This is a genomic window from Micromonospora eburnea, from assembly GCF_900090225.1.
Lineage (GTDB): Bacteria > Actinomycetota > Actinomycetes > Mycobacteriales > Micromonosporaceae > Micromonospora > Micromonospora eburnea.
The window spans coordinates 4,016,100-4,036,638 of sequence record NZ_FMHY01000002.1; the positions used below are offsets into that span (position 1 = coordinate 4,016,100).

Genomic DNA, 20,539 nt, shown 5'->3' on the forward strand with positions numbered 1-20,539 from the left:
TTGTCACCGGGGGTGTCGGCGCCGAATGTGAACGCTGCGTCATGTCATTCGCGCGGCCGAGCGGGTGGACACCCCCGGTGAAGTAACAGAACGTGCTGTCGCGGCATACGGGGATTGCGGTGCCCAACGCAGGCGCGTCATCGACGGTCGGTCACGATATGACGGCGGCGAGCCACAGGGGGCGAACGTCTCATTAGACAACACGTCGACGCCGATCGCCATAAGCGGGTGCGACGTGCTCCGGCCACGCCGGCCGGGTCGGGAGCCCCGTCCCGGCCGGCGCCGGGTCATGCCCTCGCCGGGTCGGCCGTCGGCCCCGGGCCGACGAGCCGCCCGCCCGCCCGCGCGGGTCGGCGGAGCCAGATGATCCACCACATGAGGCCACGGGCGAGACACACGATGGTGACCGCGAAGAAGGTCGTGTAGACGACGTTGAGCGCGAGCAGGACGCCGTAGACCGCCGCGACCGAGGCGCCGAAGGCGAACTGGTTCCAGCCCTTGGTCGGTGTGGTCCCCGGATCGGTGATCATGTAGTTGGTGAACAGGACGAAGGCCACCCCGGTCATCGGCACCAGGGCACCCCACAGCGCCACATCGAGCGTCCAGTGTCGAATCAACGCCTGGATCACGAAGCCACCGACCCAGCCGAGGATGAGCGGCACCTTCTTGGTCAGCATCGCATTGAGGACGGTGCCGGAGGTGATGATGACCAGCGGAACGACGATGCTGATCGCATCCGGCACGTGCTCAGTGAAGTGGTACGGCGGCGCGACGTTCACCCACGGGAAAATCAGCAGGGCCGCGGAGATACCGAGGTTGGACGGGTTCATGAAGTGCCGCATCCGCCCGTTGATCGGTGCCCGGAGCACGGCCTTCTGGCCGATGGCGACCACGACCGCGAACGCGATCGGCCAGAACCGGTCGTTGGCGTAGAGCAACATGTTCGCCGCGAGGGCGGTGATGTGCGTCGGCAGCAGGAACTCGTACATGCCCCGCCACCCCCGACCGGCGAAGTCCGGCGCGCGCCGGTACGCCGCGGCGGTGACCACCTCGATCAGAATCTCGGCCGCGTAGCCGATCAGCAGCGCGAAGAACGGCCAGGCCCACGGCTGCTCGAATCCGAGCACGGTGTAGCCGAGGATGTTGAAAACCGTCATGGAGAGCGCGAAGTTGCGCAGCGCGATGTACCGCGGGTCCTTCGGCGCCGCGGGCGCCGCGGGCTTCCGCACGGGCGGATCCCCGCCGGCCCGCTCGGGACCCGCTCTGTGGACGGACCTGTCGATGGACTGGGTGCTCATCGCACCTTCACCTCCCGTGCCTGATCGGTGAGCATCAGGCTGTGCCAGCCGCGGGTCATCTCCCGGGTCTCGGTGTGGACCGCGCCGTCCAGGTCGCGCCAGGTCACCTCGACGGAGACCGGCTGGTCGCCGATCTCGCCGAGACCGAAGAACACGTCGAAGCTGCGCTTGCCGGAGTGGCCCCCGCCGCCGTCGAGCTGGGCCAGCCGGGTACGACCGTCCGGGGTCCGGACGCGGACCTGGGCGCCGTAGGCCGGCGTCCCGATCGCCTCCGGCGACGAGGCCGGCCGGTAGAGGCGGAGGCCGACGAAGTCACCCGGGTGGGCGATGGTGTTGCGGTAGAAGCTGGGCTGACCCCACTGCCGTGCGACGGCGAAGTCCTGGGTGCCGTTGCCGTCGACGTCCGCGACCGCCACGCCCCGGCTCGGCGTGTCATCGCCCATGCCCAGCTCGGCGGCGAGGTTGGCGTAGCGGCCGTTGCCCTCCGCCGCCCAGAACGAGATCGGTTGGGAGCCGGCGATGTCGTCGCCCGGCTTCGCGTTCGGCCACATTCCGGGGTTGCGCAGCATGAGGTCGTTGGCCATGGCCAGCTCCTGAAGCCAGGCCCACCTGTTGAGGCTGCCCTTGACGAAGCCGTTGGCCTGGACCACCTCGACCTCGCCGTTGTTGTCGAAGTCCGCCATCTTCGCGTCCCAGCCCCAGCCCGACCAGGCGAGGTTGCGCTCTGCCGCCTCGTTCTCGTACGGCGCGCGGCCCTCGCGCAGCATCCGCCTCGCCGCCTCCGGGCTCGACGCGGTGTTACGCCAGACGAACGTGCTCTCCTCCAGCCCCCACGAGGTGGTGATGTTGCTGACGAACGCGTCGAAGCGCCCACTGCCGTGCAGGTCACCGAACTCGACCGACATGCCCTTGAACGAGTCGTGGCCGAGGACCAGCGACTTCGGCGTGAAGGGGTCTCGCTCACCCTCGACCAGCTCGAACCGGATTCGGCCGGGCACCGACCGGTTGTGGAAGAGACGGTCGTTGCCGAAGTCGTTGGCGAGGTACAGCTCCGGCAGGAGGTCGCCGTCGAGGTCGGCCGACCCCGCGCCCAGGGTCCAACCGGTCGCGAAGGCCGGGTCCAGCGCCTTCTGTTCGGTGTAGGTGGCCGACGGCTCCGGGCCGCGCTCGGCGGCGGTCCAGCGCAGGATGTGCGCCCCGCCGGCGTTGCGGGCGTGCGACATCGAGTTGTTCATCTGCACCCCGGCGAGCCCGTCCGGGTCGAGCACGGCCGAGTCGGGGAAGTAGTTGAAGATGCCGATGTCCACGTGCCCGTCGCCGTCGAAGTCCGCCACCGCGACGGCATTGGTGTTCCACAACGGTCCGTGGTAAACGCCGTCGCCACCGTCGAGGTTCCGGACGAGTTCGGTGGGCAGGAAACTCTCCGGGCTCAGCGGTTTGCCCGTGCCTCGGTTCATGAACAGCACCGGCGTACGGCCCCAGTAGTAGACGAGCAGATCCATCCAGCCGTCCTCGTTGAAGTCCCCGGGGACGCACCCCATCGGGGCCATCGCCCGGTGCACCGGCAGCGGTGACGGTTCGAGGACGAACGGCTGGTACACGTTTCCGCTGCCCGGCGCCGGCGTGATGACCACGCTGTCGCTGCGCGTGTCGACCAGGCAGATGTCGTTGGCGACGCCCCCGGCGTCGAGGTCGTTGACGGCGACCGCCGCACCGACGGAGGACACCCAGGAGCGGATGTGTTCGTACTCGGGGTTGACCACGCGGACGGTGCGCTCGGGTAGGCCCGGCGGCAGGACGATCGGCAACTCCGTGAACGAGAACCGTGCGGCCAGTCTGGCCCGGTCGGTCGGGGACGCTGAGGGCAGCCGTGCGAGCAGATAGGTGGCAGCCAATAGGACGACTACCACGACCATGGGTGTCAGGCGGCGTAGAATGCCGACCGGTTGCGAGACCAACGGCTCCCCCTCGGAATAGGCAGCGACTTCGCGCTGCGGCAGAGATGCGACTGCTCGGGACGGCCGGCCAATTCCGCCGCATTTACGGGACGCTCGGATCCAGCGCCTTCGGGGCTTGGTCGGAGTCGTCGCTGTTTCTGCGGCGGCCAAGGATTACCGGTAGGACGTCGCCGGTTTTTAACCGGGTTCCGGAGGGACACGTGGCACCCCGGGAACGACGACCGCACCATTGGAGTGGTCCCGAACCATCATCATCATGGCTGACGACCCGAATCAGTTCTTCTCGCACGTTGCGGGCCAGCAAGATCGGCGCTGCCGGACGCGGCGTATTTCGTACTGCTGCGTCGCGTCCGACAGCGCCGGAAATCAGGCCCGCTCGGCGCAGACCGGGTCGGCCGACTGGATGAGGTGCTCGCGGGCCATCCGCCGCAACGCGGCCATCGCCGCCTCCAGCAGTACGACCCGCGCGATCAGGGTCGCCCGATCACCGTTCGTCTCCACACTGGACGACAGCGAGGCGACCTCCAGGTTGGTCAGACACATGGCCGCCTCGGCGTACGGCGTGAAAGCGCTCACGTCGGCGTCGCCGGTCAGCCGCTCCAGGGCGGTGAGCACCCGCGCCAGCGTGTGCCGACCGGGTGAGTCGTCGGCGACCCGCCAGCCCAACACATCGATGAAGGAGTCGATCCGGGCGGCGGCCCCCTGCCGCTCCGGCATGGCCAGCAGGCCCGAATCCTCGGCGAAGAGGGCGTCGTTGATCACCGCGCAGAGGCCGGCGATCGGCAGGCCCCGGCTGTCGACCGCGTGGAGAACCTCCCGGACCGAGGCGAGACTCAGCCGGCCCACCGCGGTCAGCGTGCGGATCAGTATCAGCCGGGACAGATGCCGCTCGTCGTAGCTCAGATGCCGCCCTCCGGGCGCCGATCGACCGGGCGGCAAAAGCCCTTCCCTCAGGTAGAATTTGATGGTCGGCACCGGAAGCTCGGCGCGACGACTCAACTCCACGATCTTCAATCAGATCCCACCGTACGTCTGGTTCACGAGTTTGGCCGGCATTCGGCGCTAGGACACGGTTGCCCGGTTGTGTCGCACGGTGGGGCTCACCCCCCTCGACCAAGAAGTCTCCCCCCACCGCGGCCTCGCGCCCCTCACGGACGGTGCCGGGCCACCTCGGCTCATCCGGCGCACGGAACGCGTCGTCGCAGCACAGACCATTAGGGCCGGCCACTTGCGGCGGTTTTGCGGGCACCTCCCCGAATCGGGCTGATAGCGCAACTATCCATTACGGGCGGTCACGCATTCGCCGACACTCCGACGACCCGCCGGGCGGCGGGGAGTTGCCCAGGGCATTTGCGGGCGCTAGCATCTAGCCCACTGCAAGATCGTGATCAATGAGGAAAGCCTTGAGCCAGCGCATTTTCTTTCTATATATAGGCACGTTGGACGAACGCTGCTGCCACGCTCGGTGGGCCCACTTCCGGCATTGCGGACGGCCGCGATGTTACTGATGGGTGAAATCGCCGTGCGGCGAGCATTGTGGGCGATGCGGGAAAGGCTCGGAGAGCCCCTGACGATCGACGAACTTGCGAGCGTCGCAATGTTCAGCAGGTACCATTTCTCGCGTCTCTTCAGAACGATTACCGGAATATCGCCCGGCCGGTTCCTGGCCGCCGTCCGGATACAGGAGGCGAAACGCCTTCTCACCACCACGTCCATGACCGTGGCCGCGGTCAGCACCTCCGTCGGCTACACCAGCCTCGGCACCTTCAGCTCCCGCTTCCACCGCAGCGTCGGCGTCTCTCCCGCGGCGTATCGGCACCGGCGCCTGGAGCCGCCACCGATGCGACAGATCCGACCCCCGCTGGGAAGCGCCGTCATCAGCGGCGAGGTACGCCCGTTCTGCCCGCACTTCGCGGCGCCCATCTTCATCGGGTTGTTCCCCGACGCCATCGCCGAGGGGGCGCCGGTGAGCTGGGCCGTGATAGATCGCCCCGGTCCGTACCGGCTCTCCGGGGTCAGCCCCGGATCGTGGTACCTCATCGCGCACTCCCTCGGCGGCTGGCGATACCCGACCGACGATCCGGACCAGATCGACCAGGTCACCGCGGTGGCCCGGTACGGACCGGTCCAGATCGTCGAGGGCGGAAACCTCCACGGGACGGAGGTGGTCGTCCGCCCGCGCCGGGACTTCGACCCGCCCGCCCTGCTGTCGCTGCTCGACCTCCCCGAGGCCGCGCTGAGAGCCCGGCGCTCGCCGGAGCGGGAGCGTCATCCGGCCGCCGCGTCCACCGTCCTCACCAGCATCGGCAGTCCGCCCCGGATCCTCAACGACAGCATCGGTTCCGGCATGACCCGGTGCCCGCGCGGGATCGAGAGCCGGAACTCCCGCGCGATCATGGCCAGCACGAACACGGCCTCCATCAGACCGAGGTTGCTGCCGACACAGACGCGCGGGCCGGCGCCGAAGGGAATGTAGGCGTACCTCGGCCGGTCCCGGGCCCGAGCCGGATCGAACCGGTCCGGGTCGAACCGCTCCGGCCGCACCCAGAACTCCCGGTGACGGTGCAGGGTGTACGGCAGGATGACGACATCGGCGCCGGCCGGCACGTGGTAGCCGCCGACCAGGTCCGCCCCACGGGCGATCCGGGGCAGCAACCACACCGGCGGGTAGAGCCGCATCGCCTCCTCCACCACCATCGTCGTGTAGCGCAGGTGGTGCAGATCCTCGTAGGTGGGCAACCGCCCGCCGAGGACCTGGTCCGCCTCCTGCCGTAGCCGCTGCCGGACCTCGGGCTCCCGGTCGATGAGGTACAGGGTCCAGCCGAGGGTGCTGGCCGTGGTCTCGTGACCGGCCAGCAGCAGCGTGACCAGTTCGTCGCGGAGCCTGTCCCGCGCGACCCGCGGATCCGACTCACCGCGGGTGGACACGATGAGCCGGGAGAGCACGTCGTCCTGGCCGGCGGCCCGGCCCGCACGTTCGGCCACCAACTGGTCGACCACCCGCTGCAGTTCCCGCCGGGCACGGCGGAACCGCAGCTGACGACGCAGCGGCAGCCAGGTGGGCACCGCCCCGAGCGTGGCGAGCTCGAACATCGCCTGGTCCTGGACGGCCGCGAACTCCTCACCGATGGACCCGAAGGCGCTCAGGTCGGCATCGAGCAGGGTCCGGCCCAGCACACCCAGCGTGAGGCCGGTGAACTCGGCGACCACATCGATCGGGCCGTCGTCGCGCCGCTGCCGGAGCCGCTGCGTCAACCGCTCGGCCTCGGCGGCGATGAGGCCCGCGTGATGGGCCAGCCGCCTCGGCTGGAACGCCGGCTGGATCACCTTGCGCTGTTTGCGCCACAGCTCACCCTCGCTGGTGAGCAGGCCGTCGCCCAGGGCTCGCCGGGCGTGCACCAGGCCGATGCCCTTGCGGTAGTTGGCGGCGTTGTCGGCCAGCACGTGCTTCGCGTGCTCCGGATGGTTGAACACGTGCAGGCTCTTGTGCCCCACCGGCAGGCGGACGGCGTCGCCGTACCGGTCGACCGCGTCCGTGATCATGCCCAGCCGGTCCCGCGCCATCACCGCCAACATGCGCAGCGCGGCGTGCCGGGGCGGCCCGGGCGGCGTGCCGGGCCGTCGGTCGGACGTACTCATGTCTGCACCTCCCGGTCGGGACCGGTCGCGCCCAGCCGCCCGTGGTGGAACAGCAGGGCCTGGCCCGTGGCCGGCTGCGCGAACGAGAGCAGCCGGCCGACGACGATCGTGTGGTCGCCGCCGTCGTACCGCCGCCACCGCTCGCACTCGAACCACGCGAGCGCGTCCGCGATCATCGGCGCACCGGTACGCTCCCCGGGTACCGCGGCGATCCCCGCGAACTCCGCGGGCCCCACCGGCCGGCGCGGGTCGGCGAAGTACCGCGCCACCTCGGCGTGACCGGCCGCGAGCACCGAGATGCCGAAGACCGGGACGTTGTCGAGGCAGGCGTGCATGACGGCGCTCTTGTCGACACAGACCAGCACCAGCGGCGGATCGAGCGAGACGGAGGTGAAGGAGTTCGCCGTCATCCCGTGCGGCTGCTCGCCGCCGACGGTCACCACCGTCACGCCGGTGGCGAAGGTGCCGAACGCCCGCCGCAGCAGGCGACGCTCGGCCGGGTGCCGGCCCGTCGGCGGATCGGGCCACCCACCGTGCGGCGCGGTCATGACCCGTCCGCCCGCGCGAACGGCGCCAACGCCTGGGCCAGCGCGTCCGGCACCCGGGTGGGCAGGGTACGGGTGTTCGGCCCCCGCATGCAGGCCACCCGCTGCGTGCCCCGGGCGACCAGCGTCTCGGCGCCCGGCCCGTCGAGGCGTACGTAGTCGAAGCCGAACTCCACCTGCGTCTGTGCCAGGTCGACCAGCCGCATTCGGACGGACAACTCGTCGAAGGCGGTCAACTCGGCGAAGAACTCACAGTCGACCCGTAGCGTGAACAGTTTGAGGTCTACGCGCAGTTCGTCGAGCACCTGCGGAGCCCGCTCCTTCAGGAACAGCTCACGGCACCGGCCCTGCCAGCGCAGGTAGTTGACGTAGTAGACGTTCCCGACGAGGTTGGTCTCCTCGAACCCGACCACGTGCCGGTACTCGAAATATCGGGACATCACCGGTCCTCCCTGGTCAGCAGGCCGAACACCACCGGCTCCGGCCGGTCGCGCAGCGCCGTGACGAAGGTCGCGACGGTGTTCGCTCCGGCGGTGAGGACGACCCAGCCGGGACGCTCGACCGGCAGCACGGTGAGGCCGGCGCCGACCAGCGGCTCCCCCGCCTTCTGCAAACACTCCATGGCCACCCAGACGCGGGTGCCCGCCGTGTCGGGATCCTCGCCCCCGAACAGGGGCAGCAGTTCCTCGTACGCGCCGAGCAGACCGCGCCACTCGGCCGGTGACCGGGGCACGACCGCCTCGACGTCGCAGGCGGTCACCGTGGACGCCACCGCGCACACCGTCACGCCCGCACCGTGCGCGAACGAGACCTCCTGACCACCGTCGATCTCCGGCCGGCCGTCGACGCGGTACCGCACCGGTCGCGTCCGGCCGGTGGCGCGCGCCAGCGCCCGGGCCGACCGGGACCGGCGTACCGCCCGGACGTCGTCGTCGCCGGCGTCGTCGTCGGGCTCGACCCCGACCGCGATCTCGGCGCCGGTCAGTTCCTCGACGGACCGTTGCAGGAAGGGCCCCAGCAACGGCGCGACCCACGGTCCACGCCCGTCGTCGCGGCGCACCGCCCGCAGGTTCAGCCCCTCCCAGCGCTCGACCACGTCCCCGTCCTCGGAGCGCAACACCACGTCGTAGACGTAGGTGTCGCCGTCCCGCGCCCGCTCGGTGGCCCGGTAGCGGAACCGTCCCGGCTCGACCCCGCCGCCCGCCGTGCGGATCCGCTCGACGCTCACCGGCAGCAGGGTGGCGTTCGGGACGCAGACCTGGTTGCCGTGCATGAGCGCGTCCCGAATTCCCGGGTCGCCGAGCACCAGCGTGCCCGGGTGGAAGGGGGCGAACCAGTCGTGGTCCGTCAGCGCCAGGTCGGCGTCGACCTCGCGGGCCGCCGCATGGTGGTAGCGCAGCAGACGCTGGAACCGTCGGCCCTGGAACAGCAGACCGCCGTAGAGATCCGCCGCCGGCCGCAGCGGCACCTCCGGCAGGTCCGCCGGCACGGGCAGCGGCGGGCCGTCGGGTACGGGCGGCCCGTCGTAACGCAGCCGGGCGCGGAAGTGTTCGGCCGCGAACCGGGTCTCGCTGCTGTGGATGGCCACCTGCACCGTGTGGCTGTCCGTGGCCACCGCGGCGATCCGGATGCGGGTCGTGCCGTCGGGCGGTACGACGATCGGCCGCAGGAACCGCGCGTCCTCGATGGCCGGTGCGGACGATCGGCCGGTCAGGGCCGAGGCCACCTGGGCCATCGCCTCCATCCCGAGCACGGCGGGGAACAGCAGGTTGCCGTCGAGATGATGGTCGGGGAGATAGTGGTCGCTACCCGCGCTCAGGTCGACCTCCGTGACGAGCTCGACCCGGGGGTAGTGCACGAGCGGCCGCTCCAGGAACCGCAGGAGCGGCAGCTCCACCGGCTCGTAGCGCACCGTGTCGATGCCGGAGGTACGCCCGCTGATCACCACCACCGGCGGCACGGCCGGATCCCCGAGCAGTCGCCGCAGCAGTTCGACGCCCTGCGTGGGGGTGATCGGCGTGACGCCCTCCCGGGCCAGGCTCTCGACGACCGACAGCCGCTCGCCCATGCCCACGCCGGACCACACCGACCACTCGAGGCAGACCGCGCGGCAGCTCGGGTGCTCGTCGCCGACCGCCCGGGTCAGGTCGGCCAGCCACTCGTTGGCGGTCGCGTAGTGCGCCTCGCCCCGGAGCCCCGCCCGGCCGATGATGCTGCCGAGGGTGACCAGCAGCTTCAGGCTGCCCGGCCCGACCGCGTCCAGCACGGCCCGCAGGCCGCCGACCTTGGTGGCGAAGGCGCGCCGCATCGCCTCGACGTCGAGGTTGCCCAGCGCGGCCGGCTCGTTGGTGCCCGCCCCGTGCAGGACGGCGGTCACCGGGCCGAGCACCCGCGCGACCTCCTCGACGGCCGTACGGATCTGTGCCGGGTCGGTGACGTCGGCGCGTACGTAGTGAGCGACGACGCCGTGGTGGGCCATCCGCTCCAGGTTCGCCGCCAGCTCGGCGTCCGACGCCGGGTCCGACCTGCCGAGCAGGGCGAGCCGGGCGCCGGTCTCCGTGGCCAGGGTGAACGCGCACTCCGCCGTGATTCCCTTGCCGCCGCCGGTGACCAGCAGCACGTCCGACCCGTCAAGGGGCGGCCGGGAGTGCTCAGGGTGCACGGGCATGGCGCGCAGCATCGGCAGCCGCCGTACACCGTCGCCGTCGTAGTGCGCCTCGACGTAGTGGTCGGTGCCGCGTACCTCGCCGACGACCTGCTCGATCGCGGCGGCGGTCGGCGGCACGTGGACGATCGTGACCCGCAGGTGCGGCGCCTCCAGCCGCAGCGTCTTCGCCAGGCCGGCTGCCCCACGGTCGTGCTGCACGAGCACGAACCGGTCGACCGGGTCGCCGGCCAGCGCCGCCTGGGCGCCGCGCAGCGCGGGTTCCAGATCGGACTCCGCGCACCCGGGTGGCAGGCAGACCAGCACCCCGGAACCGACGCCGGCGTCCGCCAGCCGGCGGGCGAGGGTCGCCGCGAACGGGTGGTCCGCCGGGGCGTACGTCTGCCAGCCGCCCGGACCGAGCGGCTCGACCGGGGCCGGCGGCGGGACCGGGTCCAGGTCGACCGTCCAGGCGCGGGCCCAGCTCTCCGCCCCGGCGACGGGCGGGTCCGGCTCGGTTGTGCCCGCTCCGGCGGTCGCCCGCAGTTCCTCCAGCGTGCCGGCGAGTTCCCGTACCGAGGCGGTCGCGAAGTTCATCGGCGTACGCACCGCCGACACGCCCAGCCGCTCGGCTGCCTCGTTGACGATCTGGCCGACGGTGATGGAGCTGAGGTGCAGCTCGTCCAGGAGGCGGCTGTCCGGGCGTACCATCTCCAGCGGCAGCTCCGCCCGGCCGGCGGCCATCCGGCGCAGCAGGTCGATGGTCTCCTCCACCGGTTCGCCGCCGTCGCCCGGCGCGTGGTCCGCCGGCTCGGGGTCCGCCGGCCACGCCGGGCCGCCCGCCACGGCGACGGCGGCGCCCTGCCCACCGGCGACGTCGGCGACGGGCGCGGCCTCGCAGGGGTTGGTCAGCACCGCCGGTGGCGCGGCGGGGTCGATCGGTCGGACCAGGCGGTCCTCGAACAGCGCCCCGGGGATCTCGGTGGCCCCCCGGGTGTACGCCATCGCGACCACGCGGAGCAGGCTCGCGATCGATTCGTCGTCGGTGTCGAGCGAGACGGCCGGTACGCCGGTCGCGTCGGCGGCGAGACGGGACAGCACCCGGCCGGGGCCGACCTCCACGAACAGGTCGACGTCCTCGGCCGCGACGGCGACGGCCTGGGTGAACAGCACCGGCGCGGTGATCTGGCGGTGCAGCAGCGAGATCACGTCGCTGTCGGCGGGCAGCGGCTCGCCGGTCACGGTGGAGACGACGCGCCGGCCGACGTCGGCGAGTTCGACCCCCACCAGCGCGGCGGCGAACGCGTCGGCGGCCGGTGCGACCAGCGGTGAGTGGAACGCGTGCGAGACGGCCAGCGGAATGGCGGTGACGCCCTCGGCGGCGGCGCGCCGGCACACCTCCCGCACCGCGGCGACCTCGCCGGAGACCACTGTCTGTCCGGGGCCGTTGTATCCGCTGACCACGACCGGGAGCCCGTCGACGAACCGACCGACGATCTCCGGCGAGGCACCGATCCCCGCCATGGTTCCCGAGGCGCTGTGCCGCGCCATGGCCTCGCCCCGCGACGCGGCCAGGCGCAGCAGCGTCGCCTCGTCCGTCACGCCGGCCCAGTGCAGGGCGGTCAACTCGCCGAGGCTGTGCCCGACGGCCACGGTGGCGTCGACGCCGAGCAGCGTCAGCGCGGACAGGCCGGCGACGGACCCGGCGACGATCCGGGGCTGCGCCACCTCGGTGGCGACCGGGTCGCCGGCCGGCAGCGCCGCGAGCCGGTACGCGGAGTCCACGACCGGGAACCTGCGTCGCAACGCCCCACCACCGGCGCCCCGGCCGGACCCCTGCCCGGGGAAGAGGTAGCCGATGCGGCCCCGGCCGGCGACCCGGCCCAGGAACACCTGGTCCTCGCCCGACGCCAGGCTCTCCTGGCCCGCGTCGATGGCGTCGACGATCCTACGGAGCTGGCGTTCGGCGTCGTCCGGGTTCAGCACCACGGCGGCGGCCCGGTACGGCAGGTCGCGCAGCTCGCCGCGCAGCGTCACGGCGAGGTCGGTGAGCTGGGCGTACGAGGCGGCACCGGCGAAGGTGGCGAGCTGTTCCGCCCGCTCCCGCAGCGCCGCCCAGGACATGCCGTCCAGCACGAGAAGTTCGGCGTCCTGCATCCCGGCGGCCAGCGTGGCGGTCCGCGCGTCGAGCCGGCGTGGCCGTCGGCTCCGCTGGTTCTCCACCACCACGTGGGTGTTGATCCCACCGAAGCCCATGGCGGTGACCCCGGCCCGCAGCGGGGCGGAGTCCGGCCACGGCTCGGCGCCGGAGAGTACCCGCAGGGTGCGGTCGGCGCCGGTGAGCAGTTCGTGCGGCTCGGGGCAGCCGAGCGCCGGGGGCAGCACCTCGTGGTGCACCGCCAGCACCGCCTTGATCAGTCCAGCGACGCCCGCAGCCGCCTTGGTGTGCCCGATCATGGCCTTGATCGAGCTGATCACGGCCGGTGCCGCGGCGGGGTCGGCCGCCCGGCGGGCCTGGGACAGCGCCGACAGCTCGGTCGTGTCGCCCACCTTCGTCCCGGTGCCGTGGCCCTCGAACAGGGCGACCGTTTCCAGCCCGAACCCGGCCCGCGCGTACGCCCGTTGCAGGGCCAGCCGGTAGCCGCCGACCTCCGGCCGGGTGATGCCGCCCCGACCGTCCGAGGAGACACCCCAGCCGGCCACGGTGGCGTAGATCCGGTGGCCGGCCCGCCGCGCGTCCGGCTCGCGCATCAGCACGACCATGCCGCAGCCCTCGCCCGGCCAGAACCCGTTCGAACCGCGGTCGTACACCCGCATCTCGCCGGTGGCCAGCGCCCCCGTCTTCGCGAAGCCGATGATCTCGAAGGGGTCGATCGAGAGGTCGACCCCGCCGGCGACGACCACGTCGACGTCGCCGTCGACGAGCGACCGGCAGGCGGTGGTCACCGACAGCAGCGAAGACGAGCAGGCCCCGTCGACGGTGTACCCGCCGCCCCGGAGGTCGAAGTGGTTGCAGATGCGGCCGGCGATGGTGTTCGACAGGGCACCGGCGAGGGTGTCCTCGTCGATCGGCGGGAATGGGCGCTTGTAGTCGGCCTCGACACGGTCGAGGAGGTCCCGCACCCGCCGCTCGTCCCAGTCCAGGTCGGACAGGGCGGAGGCCAGCACGCGACGGACGTACGGCCAGCGCAGCCGCAACTGGTTGGCCCGGGAGAACTCGCCGGTGAGACTGTTGCCGACGATCACGCCGGTCCGCTCGGCGGGCAGGCCCGCGCCCATCGGGAACCCGGCGTCGGCCAGGGCCGCGGCGGCGACGTCCAGGGCCAGCCAGTGCGTCAGGTCGGTGGAGCGGTACGTGCTGCCGGCCACCTTGAAGGCGACCCGGTCGAACTCCCAGTCCTGCAACACGGCGGCGTTACGCGCGTAGAAGCGGTCCGGCGCGGCGGGGTCGGCCGACCAGTAGTCGGCGAGCCGCATCCGGGTGTCTGGCAGTCGGCGGAAGGCACGTCGGCCGGCGACGGCGTTCTCCCACAGTTCCCTGGGCGACGCCGCGTCCGGATATCGGCATGCCATGCCGACGATGGCGATCCTCGTCATCTTGGGCGAATCTCCGATCTGGTCGCGGTTGCGACCGCAGTGCTAGCGGCTGTCCGAGGCGCGGTCGTGCCCGCCGACGGCGACGGAGTCCCGGATCCAGTTCCGCCAGATCTCGTACGTCGGCGGCTCGCCGGGAAGGGACAGGCCGGGCCGGACCCGGTCGGTGACCGCCGCCGCGTCAACCGGTGATCGGCCGCAGAACAGGCGGGTGGCCACCTCGACGTGCGGCACCACGAGCCCGGCGCGTACCCGGGCCGCGGCGGCGAACGCGGACCCCTGCGCCAGATGGGCGCGGTAGGCGCCGGCGCGGCGCCACAGCTCGCGCAGTTCCGTCTCGTCGACGCCGCCGGCGTAGGTGGCGGCGAGCCCGACACCGCTGTACAGGTCGGCCCGGCGGGACTCGGCGAACGCCTCGACGAGGCGGCTGACCTGGAGCACGTCGGCACCGCCGACGAACCACAGGGCGCGGCCGATCCCCTGGTCGATGACCCGGGTGGCATAGCCGGTGTCGTCGTCGACCGGCCAGGGGAACCGCTCGTGCCGGAACTGCTCGACCACGTACTTGTGGGTGTGGAAGTACGCCTGGTGGAAGCCGTACCCGTCGAGCACGAGCCAGCGCAGCAGCGGGTCCGGGGCGTGCAGCCGGGACCACCGGAACCGGGGTAGGCGGGCCATCGCCCAGCCGATCCCGACGTACGCCATGTAGACGTGCGGGGCGCCGGGTCCGGCGAGGAACTTCTCCACCCGGCCTCCGCCGAACGGCATGGCGTCGCGGATGGCCAGCCCCATCGCCGCGCCCTCGTACGCGAAGCCGCGGAAGCGCGTCGGCACCCGCTCCAGCGCCGGTTCGAGGTCGGCGACCCGGCTCGACTCGGCGGCCTCGCCGTACCCCTCCAGGAAGGTCCGGCCGATCGTCTCGAGGAGGTGCCGCGCCTCCGGGGACCTGGTGTGGAAGCCCCGCACGCTCACCTGCGTCTCGCGTACGTCCGGCGTCAGGACGGTACGCCGCAACGAACCGATGAATCCCACTGTTACCCCTCAGGTGGTCAGCGTCGACCGGGCGGACCGGGTCCATCCGGTCCGCCTGCGGCGACGTGGGTGGCGGCGGGGCGGTCGCCCGCCGGGGATGCTCAGGACCCGGGCGCACCCGCCGGCTCGGCGTCGAAGTGCGCGCGGACCCGCCGGCGCCACACCTCGTACGCCGGTTCGCCCCGCGAGGCCGGGAGGCCGCCGACGGCGACCTCGTCGGCCAGCGCCGACGCGGCGGCGACCGGAAGGCCGGTCAGCGCCACGACGGTCTCGTCGGTGTGCGGCGGCACGGCGCCCGAGAACGTCCGCGCCCGGGCGGCGAAGACCGCGCCCTGCGCCAGGTGCGGCCGGTACCCGTCGGCGCGCCGACGCAGCGACGCCAACCCCGCCGGATCGCAGCCGCCGGCGAAGGTGGCCGCCAGGCCGACCCCGGCCCACAGGTCGGCCTGCCGTTCCGTGGCGAAGCGGTCGACCGCCGCCGCCACGTCGTCGGGGCGGCCGGCGTGGACGAACCACAGGGCCCGGCCGATCCCCTGGTCCACGGCCCGCAGGAAGTAGTCCGGCGAGCCCTCCCACGGGTACGGCCGGGGCCGCTCCCGCGCGCGCACCCACCGATCGGTGTCGAAGTAGGCGAGGTCGAAGCCGTACCCGTCGACGGCGAGCCAGCTCATCGTCGGGTGGTACGGCACTCCGGACAGGTCCGGTACGATCCGGCGCCACAGCGGCCGGGGCAGCCGCGCCATGGCGAATCCGATGCCGATGTAGTTCAGGAAGATGTGCGGGCGCCCCGGCCCGGCGAGCAGGTCCCGGGCCCGACTCGTGCGGTACATCGACATCGCGTCACGGATGGTGAACGCCATCGTGACGCCCTCGTAGGCGAAACCGCGCAGGTACGGGTCGACCAGCGCCAGTCGGCGCTCCGCCTCCCACAGGTCGCACGGCCCGATGCCCCACTCGAAGCCGCACACCACCGCCTGCGGGATCGCCTCCAGGTGACGTGTCGCGGCCGACGAACGGACGGGGAAGCGCCGTTCGGTGAAACCGACCTGCCGCAACGGCGGGGCCAGTACGTGACGACGTAGCGAACCGACGATGGTGGGCATCGCTCCCGCTCTCCTACCGAGGTCGACCGGTCACCGTCAGCTATCGACGGCCGTTCCATCGTCGGTCAACCGGGAGGGCGAGTCTTCTTCCGCTGTGCCCATTGGCCGTGGCCGGACCGGCGACGCCCGGCCCCGGCGGGTGCCGCGCGCCGGCCAGGACCGCACAGCGGGAGAGGACGGCGTCCGGCCTGGTCGGCAGGCTGAATTCGCGACCTTCCCCGCGCGTGCCCGTCCTCGTCCGCCGTCCCGTCGGCGGCGCGCCGGTGCGAATCGGGGCCACGTCAAGCCCGTAAGGAGACTGATGGAACAGTCGAACGTGTTCGCCGATCTGGCGGACGACTGCGCGGAACTCGACCGGCTGCTCGCCACGCTGGGCCCCGACGACTGGGCCCGGCCGACCCCGGCCCCGGGCTGGGAGATCCGCCATCAGGTCGCGCACCTGAGCGCGGTCTTCCGGATGGCCTCCGTCGCGGCCTCCGACGCCCCGGCGTTCCGGGCGCTCATGGAGCAGCTCGGCGACGACTTCGACGCCAACGTGACCGCGGCGCTGTCCCGCTACCTGGACGCCGGGGCGGCGGCACTGCGCGGACGCTGGACCGAGGAGTGGACCACGGCCGTGGAGGGCCTCGCCGCCGTACCGACCGGGCAGGTCGTGCCCTGGCTGGTCCGCCCGCTGCCGGCTCCGGTCCTCGCCGCCGCCGGGATGATGGAACTGTTCGCCCACGGCCAGGACATCGCCGACGCCCTGGGCGTACGGCGAGAGCACACCGACCGGATCCGGCACATCGTCGACTTCGCCGTCCGGACGTGGGACTTCGGCTACCTCAGCCGCAACCAGACGCCGCCGGAGCAGGGGTTCCGGTACGAACTGACCGCGCCGTCCGGCGCGCTGTGGACGCACGGCCCGGAGGGCGCCGAGCTGATCCACGGTCCCGCCCTCGACCTCTGCCTCCTCGTCACCCGCCGACGGCACCGGGACGACCTCGCGCTGAGCGCGGTCGGCGCCGACGCCGACCACTGGCTGGACATCGCCCAGGCGTACCGCGGGCCGGCCGGCCCGGGCCGCCGACCGGGCCAGTTCGACCCGCCCACGGCCGGCGCGTCCGACGGCACCGGGGAGACCCGCTGATGGCCGGGACCGCGGCGGCCGATCCGGTACGGACCGCGACGCTGGAGGCCTTCGCCGACACGATCATCCCCGGCGTCAAACGCTTCCCCGAGGACCGCGCCATCGCCGGGGTGGTGGACGACCCCGGCGCGGTGGAGGCGGGCGCGCTCGAACTGCTCGCGCACTCCGCGCTGGGGCTGGCCGAGGCGCTGGACGGCATGGCGGGGCTGCTCAACATGCACGCGCAGAACCACGCCCGGGCCAGTCGGCTCGTCCTGGACCCGACGGTGCCGCCGTTCGTCGCGCTCGACTTCGACGCCCGGACCGCCCTGGTGCAGGAGCTGACCGACCCGACGCACCCGGAGCGGGAGGTGTGGTTCGGGGTCGCCCTCTTCTGCACCATGGCCTTCGACAGCGCGCCGCACCTGTCCACCGGGGACGCGCTCGAACAGGGGCATCCCGGCCTGTCCGTCCTCGGTTACCGCAGCCCGGACGAGGACGGGCTGTGGCGTTTCCCGCGCTTCTCCTACCAGCGGCAGCTGGCCACCGTCCACCCGCAGACCACGGCGACAGGAAACCCGGCATGACCAGCATCGAGCAGACCGACGTCGTCGTCGTGGGCAGTGGCTTCGGCGGCGCGATCCCGGCGTACCACCTCGCCGCCGGTGGGGCCCGGGTCGTGGTGCTGGAACGGGGCCCGTGGCTCGCCAGCGACGAGTTCGACCACGACTTCCTCCTCGGCTCGTCGTACACCCGGATCTTCGACTTCACCGTCGGTGACGGGATGAGCGTGCTCGCCGGCAACTGCGTCGGCGGCGGCAGCGTCGTCTACTTCGCCACGATGCCCCGCGCGCCCCGGTTCGTCTTCGAGCGCACCGGCAGCCTCGGTCGGCGGATGTGGCCGGCCGCGATCAGCCGGGACACCCTGGACCCGTGGTACGACGTGGTCAGCGGCGCGCTGCCGGTGACCGAGCAGTCCTGGAACGACGTGCCCTTCGCCGGCGGGCTGTTCGCCGCCGCCTGCGCCCACGCCGGACGGACCGCGAACCCGGTCCCGTCCGCGATCGACAAGCCCCGCTGCACCAACTGCAACTGGATGATGGCCGGCTGCCGGTTCGACGCCAAGCGGTCCCTGCTGCTGAACTACCTGCCCGCCGCGCTGGCCCACGGCGCGCGGATCCGGCCGCTGCACGAGGTGCAGCGGCTTTCCCGCACCCCGGAGGGCGGCTACCGGGTCCACTACGACGTGGTCGACGGCGAGGACTACCGGGTCACCCGGGGCAGCGGCGTGATCGAGGCGAAGATGGTGGTGCTCGCGGCCGGCGCCGGGGCCACCCCGGTCATCCTCCAGCGCTCGGAGGCCGATCTCGGCGCCATGCCGGCGGCCGTCGGCCGCTACTTCTCCGGCAACGGCGAGCGGCTGAACACCGCCGTGGTGGACGACGACCGGGCCCGCGAACTCCTCGGGCTCGACCGGGGCGACGGCACGGCGTACGAGGCGTACCAGATCGGCAAGGGCCCGTGCGTGGCCACCTGGGACAAGCTCGACGCCACGCTGCCCGAGTACAGCCGCTACTCCCTGGAGCAGCTGTACTTCCCGCCCGGCCTCGGCACCGTACTCGCCCAGGTGCCCGGCGCCACCGGTCCGACCTGGTTCGGTCGGGAGAAGAAGGAGATGCTGCGCCGGTGGCGCTCCTGGCTGACCGTCTTCGCGATGACCGAGGACGACAACGAGGGTGTCTTCGGCCCCCCGCCGGCACGCGGGAACGCCGAGCGGATCGCCCAGCAGATGCTCGGACGCGGTTCACTGCGCTACGACCCGACCGAGAACACGCTGCGGGGCTGGGCCGAGTCCGACGCCGACGTCCGGGACATCCTGGAGCGGGACGGGCTGGCCCGGGTACGGCCGTGGACGAACGACCAGGTGGGGGCGTACACCGTCCACCCGCTGTCCTCCTGCCGGATCGGGGACGACCCGGCGACCTCCGCCCTGGACGACCGGCACGAGCTGCGCAACCACCCCGGCATCTTCGTCACCGACGGCTCGGCGGTCCCGGGAGCGCTGACCGTCAACCCGGCCCTGACCATCGCCGCGCTGGCCGAACGCGCGATCCCAGGCCTGGTCCGGGCCGCGCGGCAGCGGGGCGTCGCCGTCACGTACGGCGCGCCCTCCCCGGACGGCAGCCGGACGACGGCTGTGCCCCCGCCACGGGACGCGTGACGGACGGGCCGGACCAGCACAGGAGACCTGCCATGGGCACACTGCTCGCCCGGCTGACCCGCCGGGTGACCCAGAGCCACATCGAACACCTGAGCGCCGTCCCGGCGCGGGCCGCACCCGGTCTGGTCCGGCACGTCTACCGGCGGCTCGAGCGGGAGTTCGGCCTGCTCGCGCCGCCGGTCACGCTGCACGCCGCCGCGCCGGCCCTCCTCGCCGCCTGCTGGCTGATGCTGCGCGAGGCGCTGCTGGCCGACGGCCCGGTCGGACGGGACACCCGGGAGGCCGTGGCGGCAGCGGTCTCCCTGGCCAACCGCTGCCCGTACTGCGTCGAGGTCCACGGCAGCGCGCTGCGCGGGCTGCTGCGGGGGCCGGACGCCGGCGCGGTCGCCGACGACCGGCTCGCCGAGATCACCGAGCCGCGACTGCGCGAGATCGTCGAGTGGTTCCGGCACGACGGCGACGCCCCGGGCGTCCGCCCGCCCCGGCTGGACGCCGCCGAACTCGCCCAGCTCGTCGGCGTCGCGGTGCTGTTCCACTACCTCAACCGGATGGTGAACGTCTTTCTGGCGCCCTCGCCCCTGCCGGTCGCGCTGCCGCCGGCCGCGGAACGGGCGGCTCGCTGGCTCGCCGCCGTGACGATGGGCCGACTGGCCCGCCGGGGCGGCGACGCGGGCGCCGACCTGGACCTGCTCCCGCCGGCCCCGGTGCCGCCGGATCTCGCCTGGGCGCGGGCCGACAGCACCCTGGCCACCGCGTTCGCCCGGGCCTGCGCCGCCGTCGACGAGGCCGCGGAACGGGCGGTGCCCCCGTCCGTGCGGGGGCTCCTGCTCGATCTGCTGGCCGGCCCGGCAGGGCTGCGGGCGGTGTCGGACCGGGCCACGCTGGAGGCGGCGCTCGACGATCTGCCGGCGGAGGACCGGGCGGCGGGGCGGCTCGCGCTGACCGTCGCGTTCTTCTCGTACCGGGTCACCGACGCGATGGTCGCGGGCTACCGCCTCGACGAGCCCGCCGACCGCCGGCTGCTGGAGCTGGTCTCCTGGGCCAGCCTCACCGCGGCCCGGGCGGCCGGGTCGCGGCTGTACGCGGCGTGGCACGCCGGCCACGGCCAGCCGCCGGGGCAGGGGCGGGCCGGGTGACGCCGGACGTACGCCGCCTGCTGGTTCCTGCTGTCGTTGCTGGCCGCTTCGGCCACGACCGGGCTCACCGCCGGCTCGGTGGCCCTCTCGTGACCTCGGTGATGGCACCGCCGATGCTGCGGTGGACGCTCGGCCGGGTCCGGGTCGACGCCGAGGAGCGGCGACGGCAACTGCGCATCGAGGGACAGGACCCGCTGCCGGCGTCCCGGCCGGCAGCGTAGCCACCGCGCCCACGGTCGCGGACCGTCACCGCGGCCCGCG

At 72.8% G+C, this 20,539-nt stretch carries 14 protein-coding genes and 1 pseudogene; 6 read left to right on the plus strand and 9 right to left on the minus strand.

Annotated elements, in window-relative coordinates:
• Positions 1 to 287: 287 nt before the first annotated feature.
• The 3 genes from GA0070604_RS17950 to GA0070604_RS17960 all read right to left on the minus strand — a co-directional run bounded on the left by GA0070604_RS17950 (position 288) and on the right by GA0070604_RS17960 (position 4,261).
• On the minus strand, positions 288 to 1,298 hold the full coding sequence (locus GA0070604_RS17950) for an enediyne biosynthesis protein (protein ID WP_377592008.1): 1,011 nt from the start codon (positions 1,296 to 1,298) through the stop codon (positions 288 to 290).
• Positions 1,295 to 3,214, minus strand: coding sequence for a CRTAC1 family protein (locus tag GA0070604_RS17955; protein ID WP_091119341.1), 1,920 nt, complete (start codon positions 3,212 to 3,214; stop codon positions 1,295 to 1,297). The genes GA0070604_RS17950 and GA0070604_RS17955 overlap by 4 nt, the downstream gene beginning before the upstream one ends.
• Positions 3,215 to 3,622: 408 nt before the next feature.
• Positions 3,623 to 4,261: a MerR family transcriptional regulator gene (locus GA0070604_RS17960; protein WP_279615728.1), complete on the minus strand. Its 639-nt coding sequence runs from the start codon at positions 4,259 to 4,261 to the stop codon at positions 3,623 to 3,625.
• A gap of 538 nt (positions 4,262 to 4,799) precedes the next feature.
• Here GA0070604_RS17960 and GA0070604_RS33950 point away from each other — a divergent pair.
• Positions 4,800 to 5,066: pseudogene (locus GA0070604_RS33950) on the plus strand (helix-turn-helix domain-containing protein); the annotation flags it as partial.
• Positions 5,067 to 5,524: 458 nt separating this feature from the next.
• Here GA0070604_RS33950 and GA0070604_RS17970 read toward each other — a convergent pair.
• From GA0070604_RS17970 to GA0070604_RS17995, 6 genes are all read right to left on the minus strand, one after another.
• Positions 5,525 to 6,895, minus strand: coding sequence for a cytochrome P450 (locus GA0070604_RS17970; RefSeq protein ID WP_091119348.1), 1,371 nt, complete (start codon positions 6,893 to 6,895; stop codon positions 5,525 to 5,527).
• Positions 6,892 to 7,443, minus strand: a complete 552-nt coding sequence (locus GA0070604_RS17975) for a flavin reductase family protein (RefSeq protein ID WP_091119351.1) — start codon at positions 7,441 to 7,443, stop codon at positions 6,892 to 6,894. The genes GA0070604_RS17970 and GA0070604_RS17975 overlap by 4 nt, the downstream gene beginning before the upstream one ends.
• On the minus strand, positions 7,440 to 7,880 hold the full coding sequence (locus GA0070604_RS17980; protein WP_091119355.1) for an acyl-CoA thioesterase: 441 nt from the start codon (positions 7,878 to 7,880) through the stop codon (positions 7,440 to 7,442). Before GA0070604_RS17980 ends, GA0070604_RS17975 begins: the two co-directional genes overlap by 4 nt.
• Positions 7,880 to 13,681 (minus strand): polyketide synthase family protein, encoded by a 5,802-nt coding sequence (locus GA0070604_RS17985; protein WP_091119359.1) that lies wholly within the window; start codon positions 13,679 to 13,681, stop codon positions 7,880 to 7,882. Before GA0070604_RS17985 ends, GA0070604_RS17980 begins: the two co-directional genes overlap by 1 nt.
• Before the next feature lie 42 nt (positions 13,682 to 13,723).
• Positions 13,724 to 14,710 carry a DUF1702 family protein gene (locus GA0070604_RS17990; protein ID WP_377592003.1) on the minus strand — a complete coding sequence of 329 codons (987 nt, stop codon included), beginning with the start codon at positions 14,708 to 14,710 and terminating at the stop codon, positions 13,724 to 13,726.
• A 101-nt stretch (positions 14,711 to 14,811) separates the two neighbouring features.
• Positions 14,812 to 15,813, minus strand: coding sequence for a DUF1702 family protein (locus tag GA0070604_RS17995; RefSeq protein ID WP_091119362.1), 1,002 nt, complete (start codon positions 15,811 to 15,813; stop codon positions 14,812 to 14,814).
• Between the two features lie 298 nt (positions 15,814 to 16,111).
• Here GA0070604_RS17995 and GA0070604_RS18000 point away from each other — a divergent pair, with 298 nt between their 5' ends.
• From GA0070604_RS18000 to GA0070604_RS33955, 5 genes are all read left to right on the plus strand, one after another.
• Positions 16,112 to 16,942, plus strand: coding sequence for a TIGR03084 family metal-binding protein (locus tag GA0070604_RS18000; RefSeq protein ID WP_244162216.1), 831 nt, complete (start codon positions 16,112 to 16,114; stop codon positions 16,940 to 16,942).
• Complete coding sequence (locus tag GA0070604_RS18005; protein ID WP_091119369.1) at positions 16,942 to 17,508, plus strand: DUF5987 family protein; 567 nt, start codon at positions 16,942 to 16,944, stop codon at positions 17,506 to 17,508. The genes GA0070604_RS18000 and GA0070604_RS18005 overlap by 1 nt, the downstream gene beginning before the upstream one ends.
• A complete protein-coding gene (locus tag GA0070604_RS18010) occupies positions 17,505 to 19,142 on the plus strand; it encodes a GMC family oxidoreductase N-terminal domain-containing protein (protein ID WP_091119373.1) in 1,638 nt (545 codons plus the stop codon). Before GA0070604_RS18005 ends, GA0070604_RS18010 begins: the two co-directional genes overlap by 4 nt.
• Positions 19,143 to 19,174: 32 nt before the next feature.
• Complete coding sequence (locus tag GA0070604_RS18015; RefSeq protein WP_091119377.1) at positions 19,175 to 20,278, plus strand: carboxymuconolactone decarboxylase family protein; 1,104 nt, start codon at positions 19,175 to 19,177, stop codon at positions 20,276 to 20,278.
• Between the two features lie 89 nt (positions 20,279 to 20,367).
• Complete coding sequence (locus GA0070604_RS33955) at positions 20,368 to 20,499, plus strand: hypothetical protein (protein WP_279615692.1); 132 nt, start codon at positions 20,368 to 20,370, stop codon at positions 20,497 to 20,499.
• Positions 20,500 to 20,539: the final 40 nt, after the last annotated feature.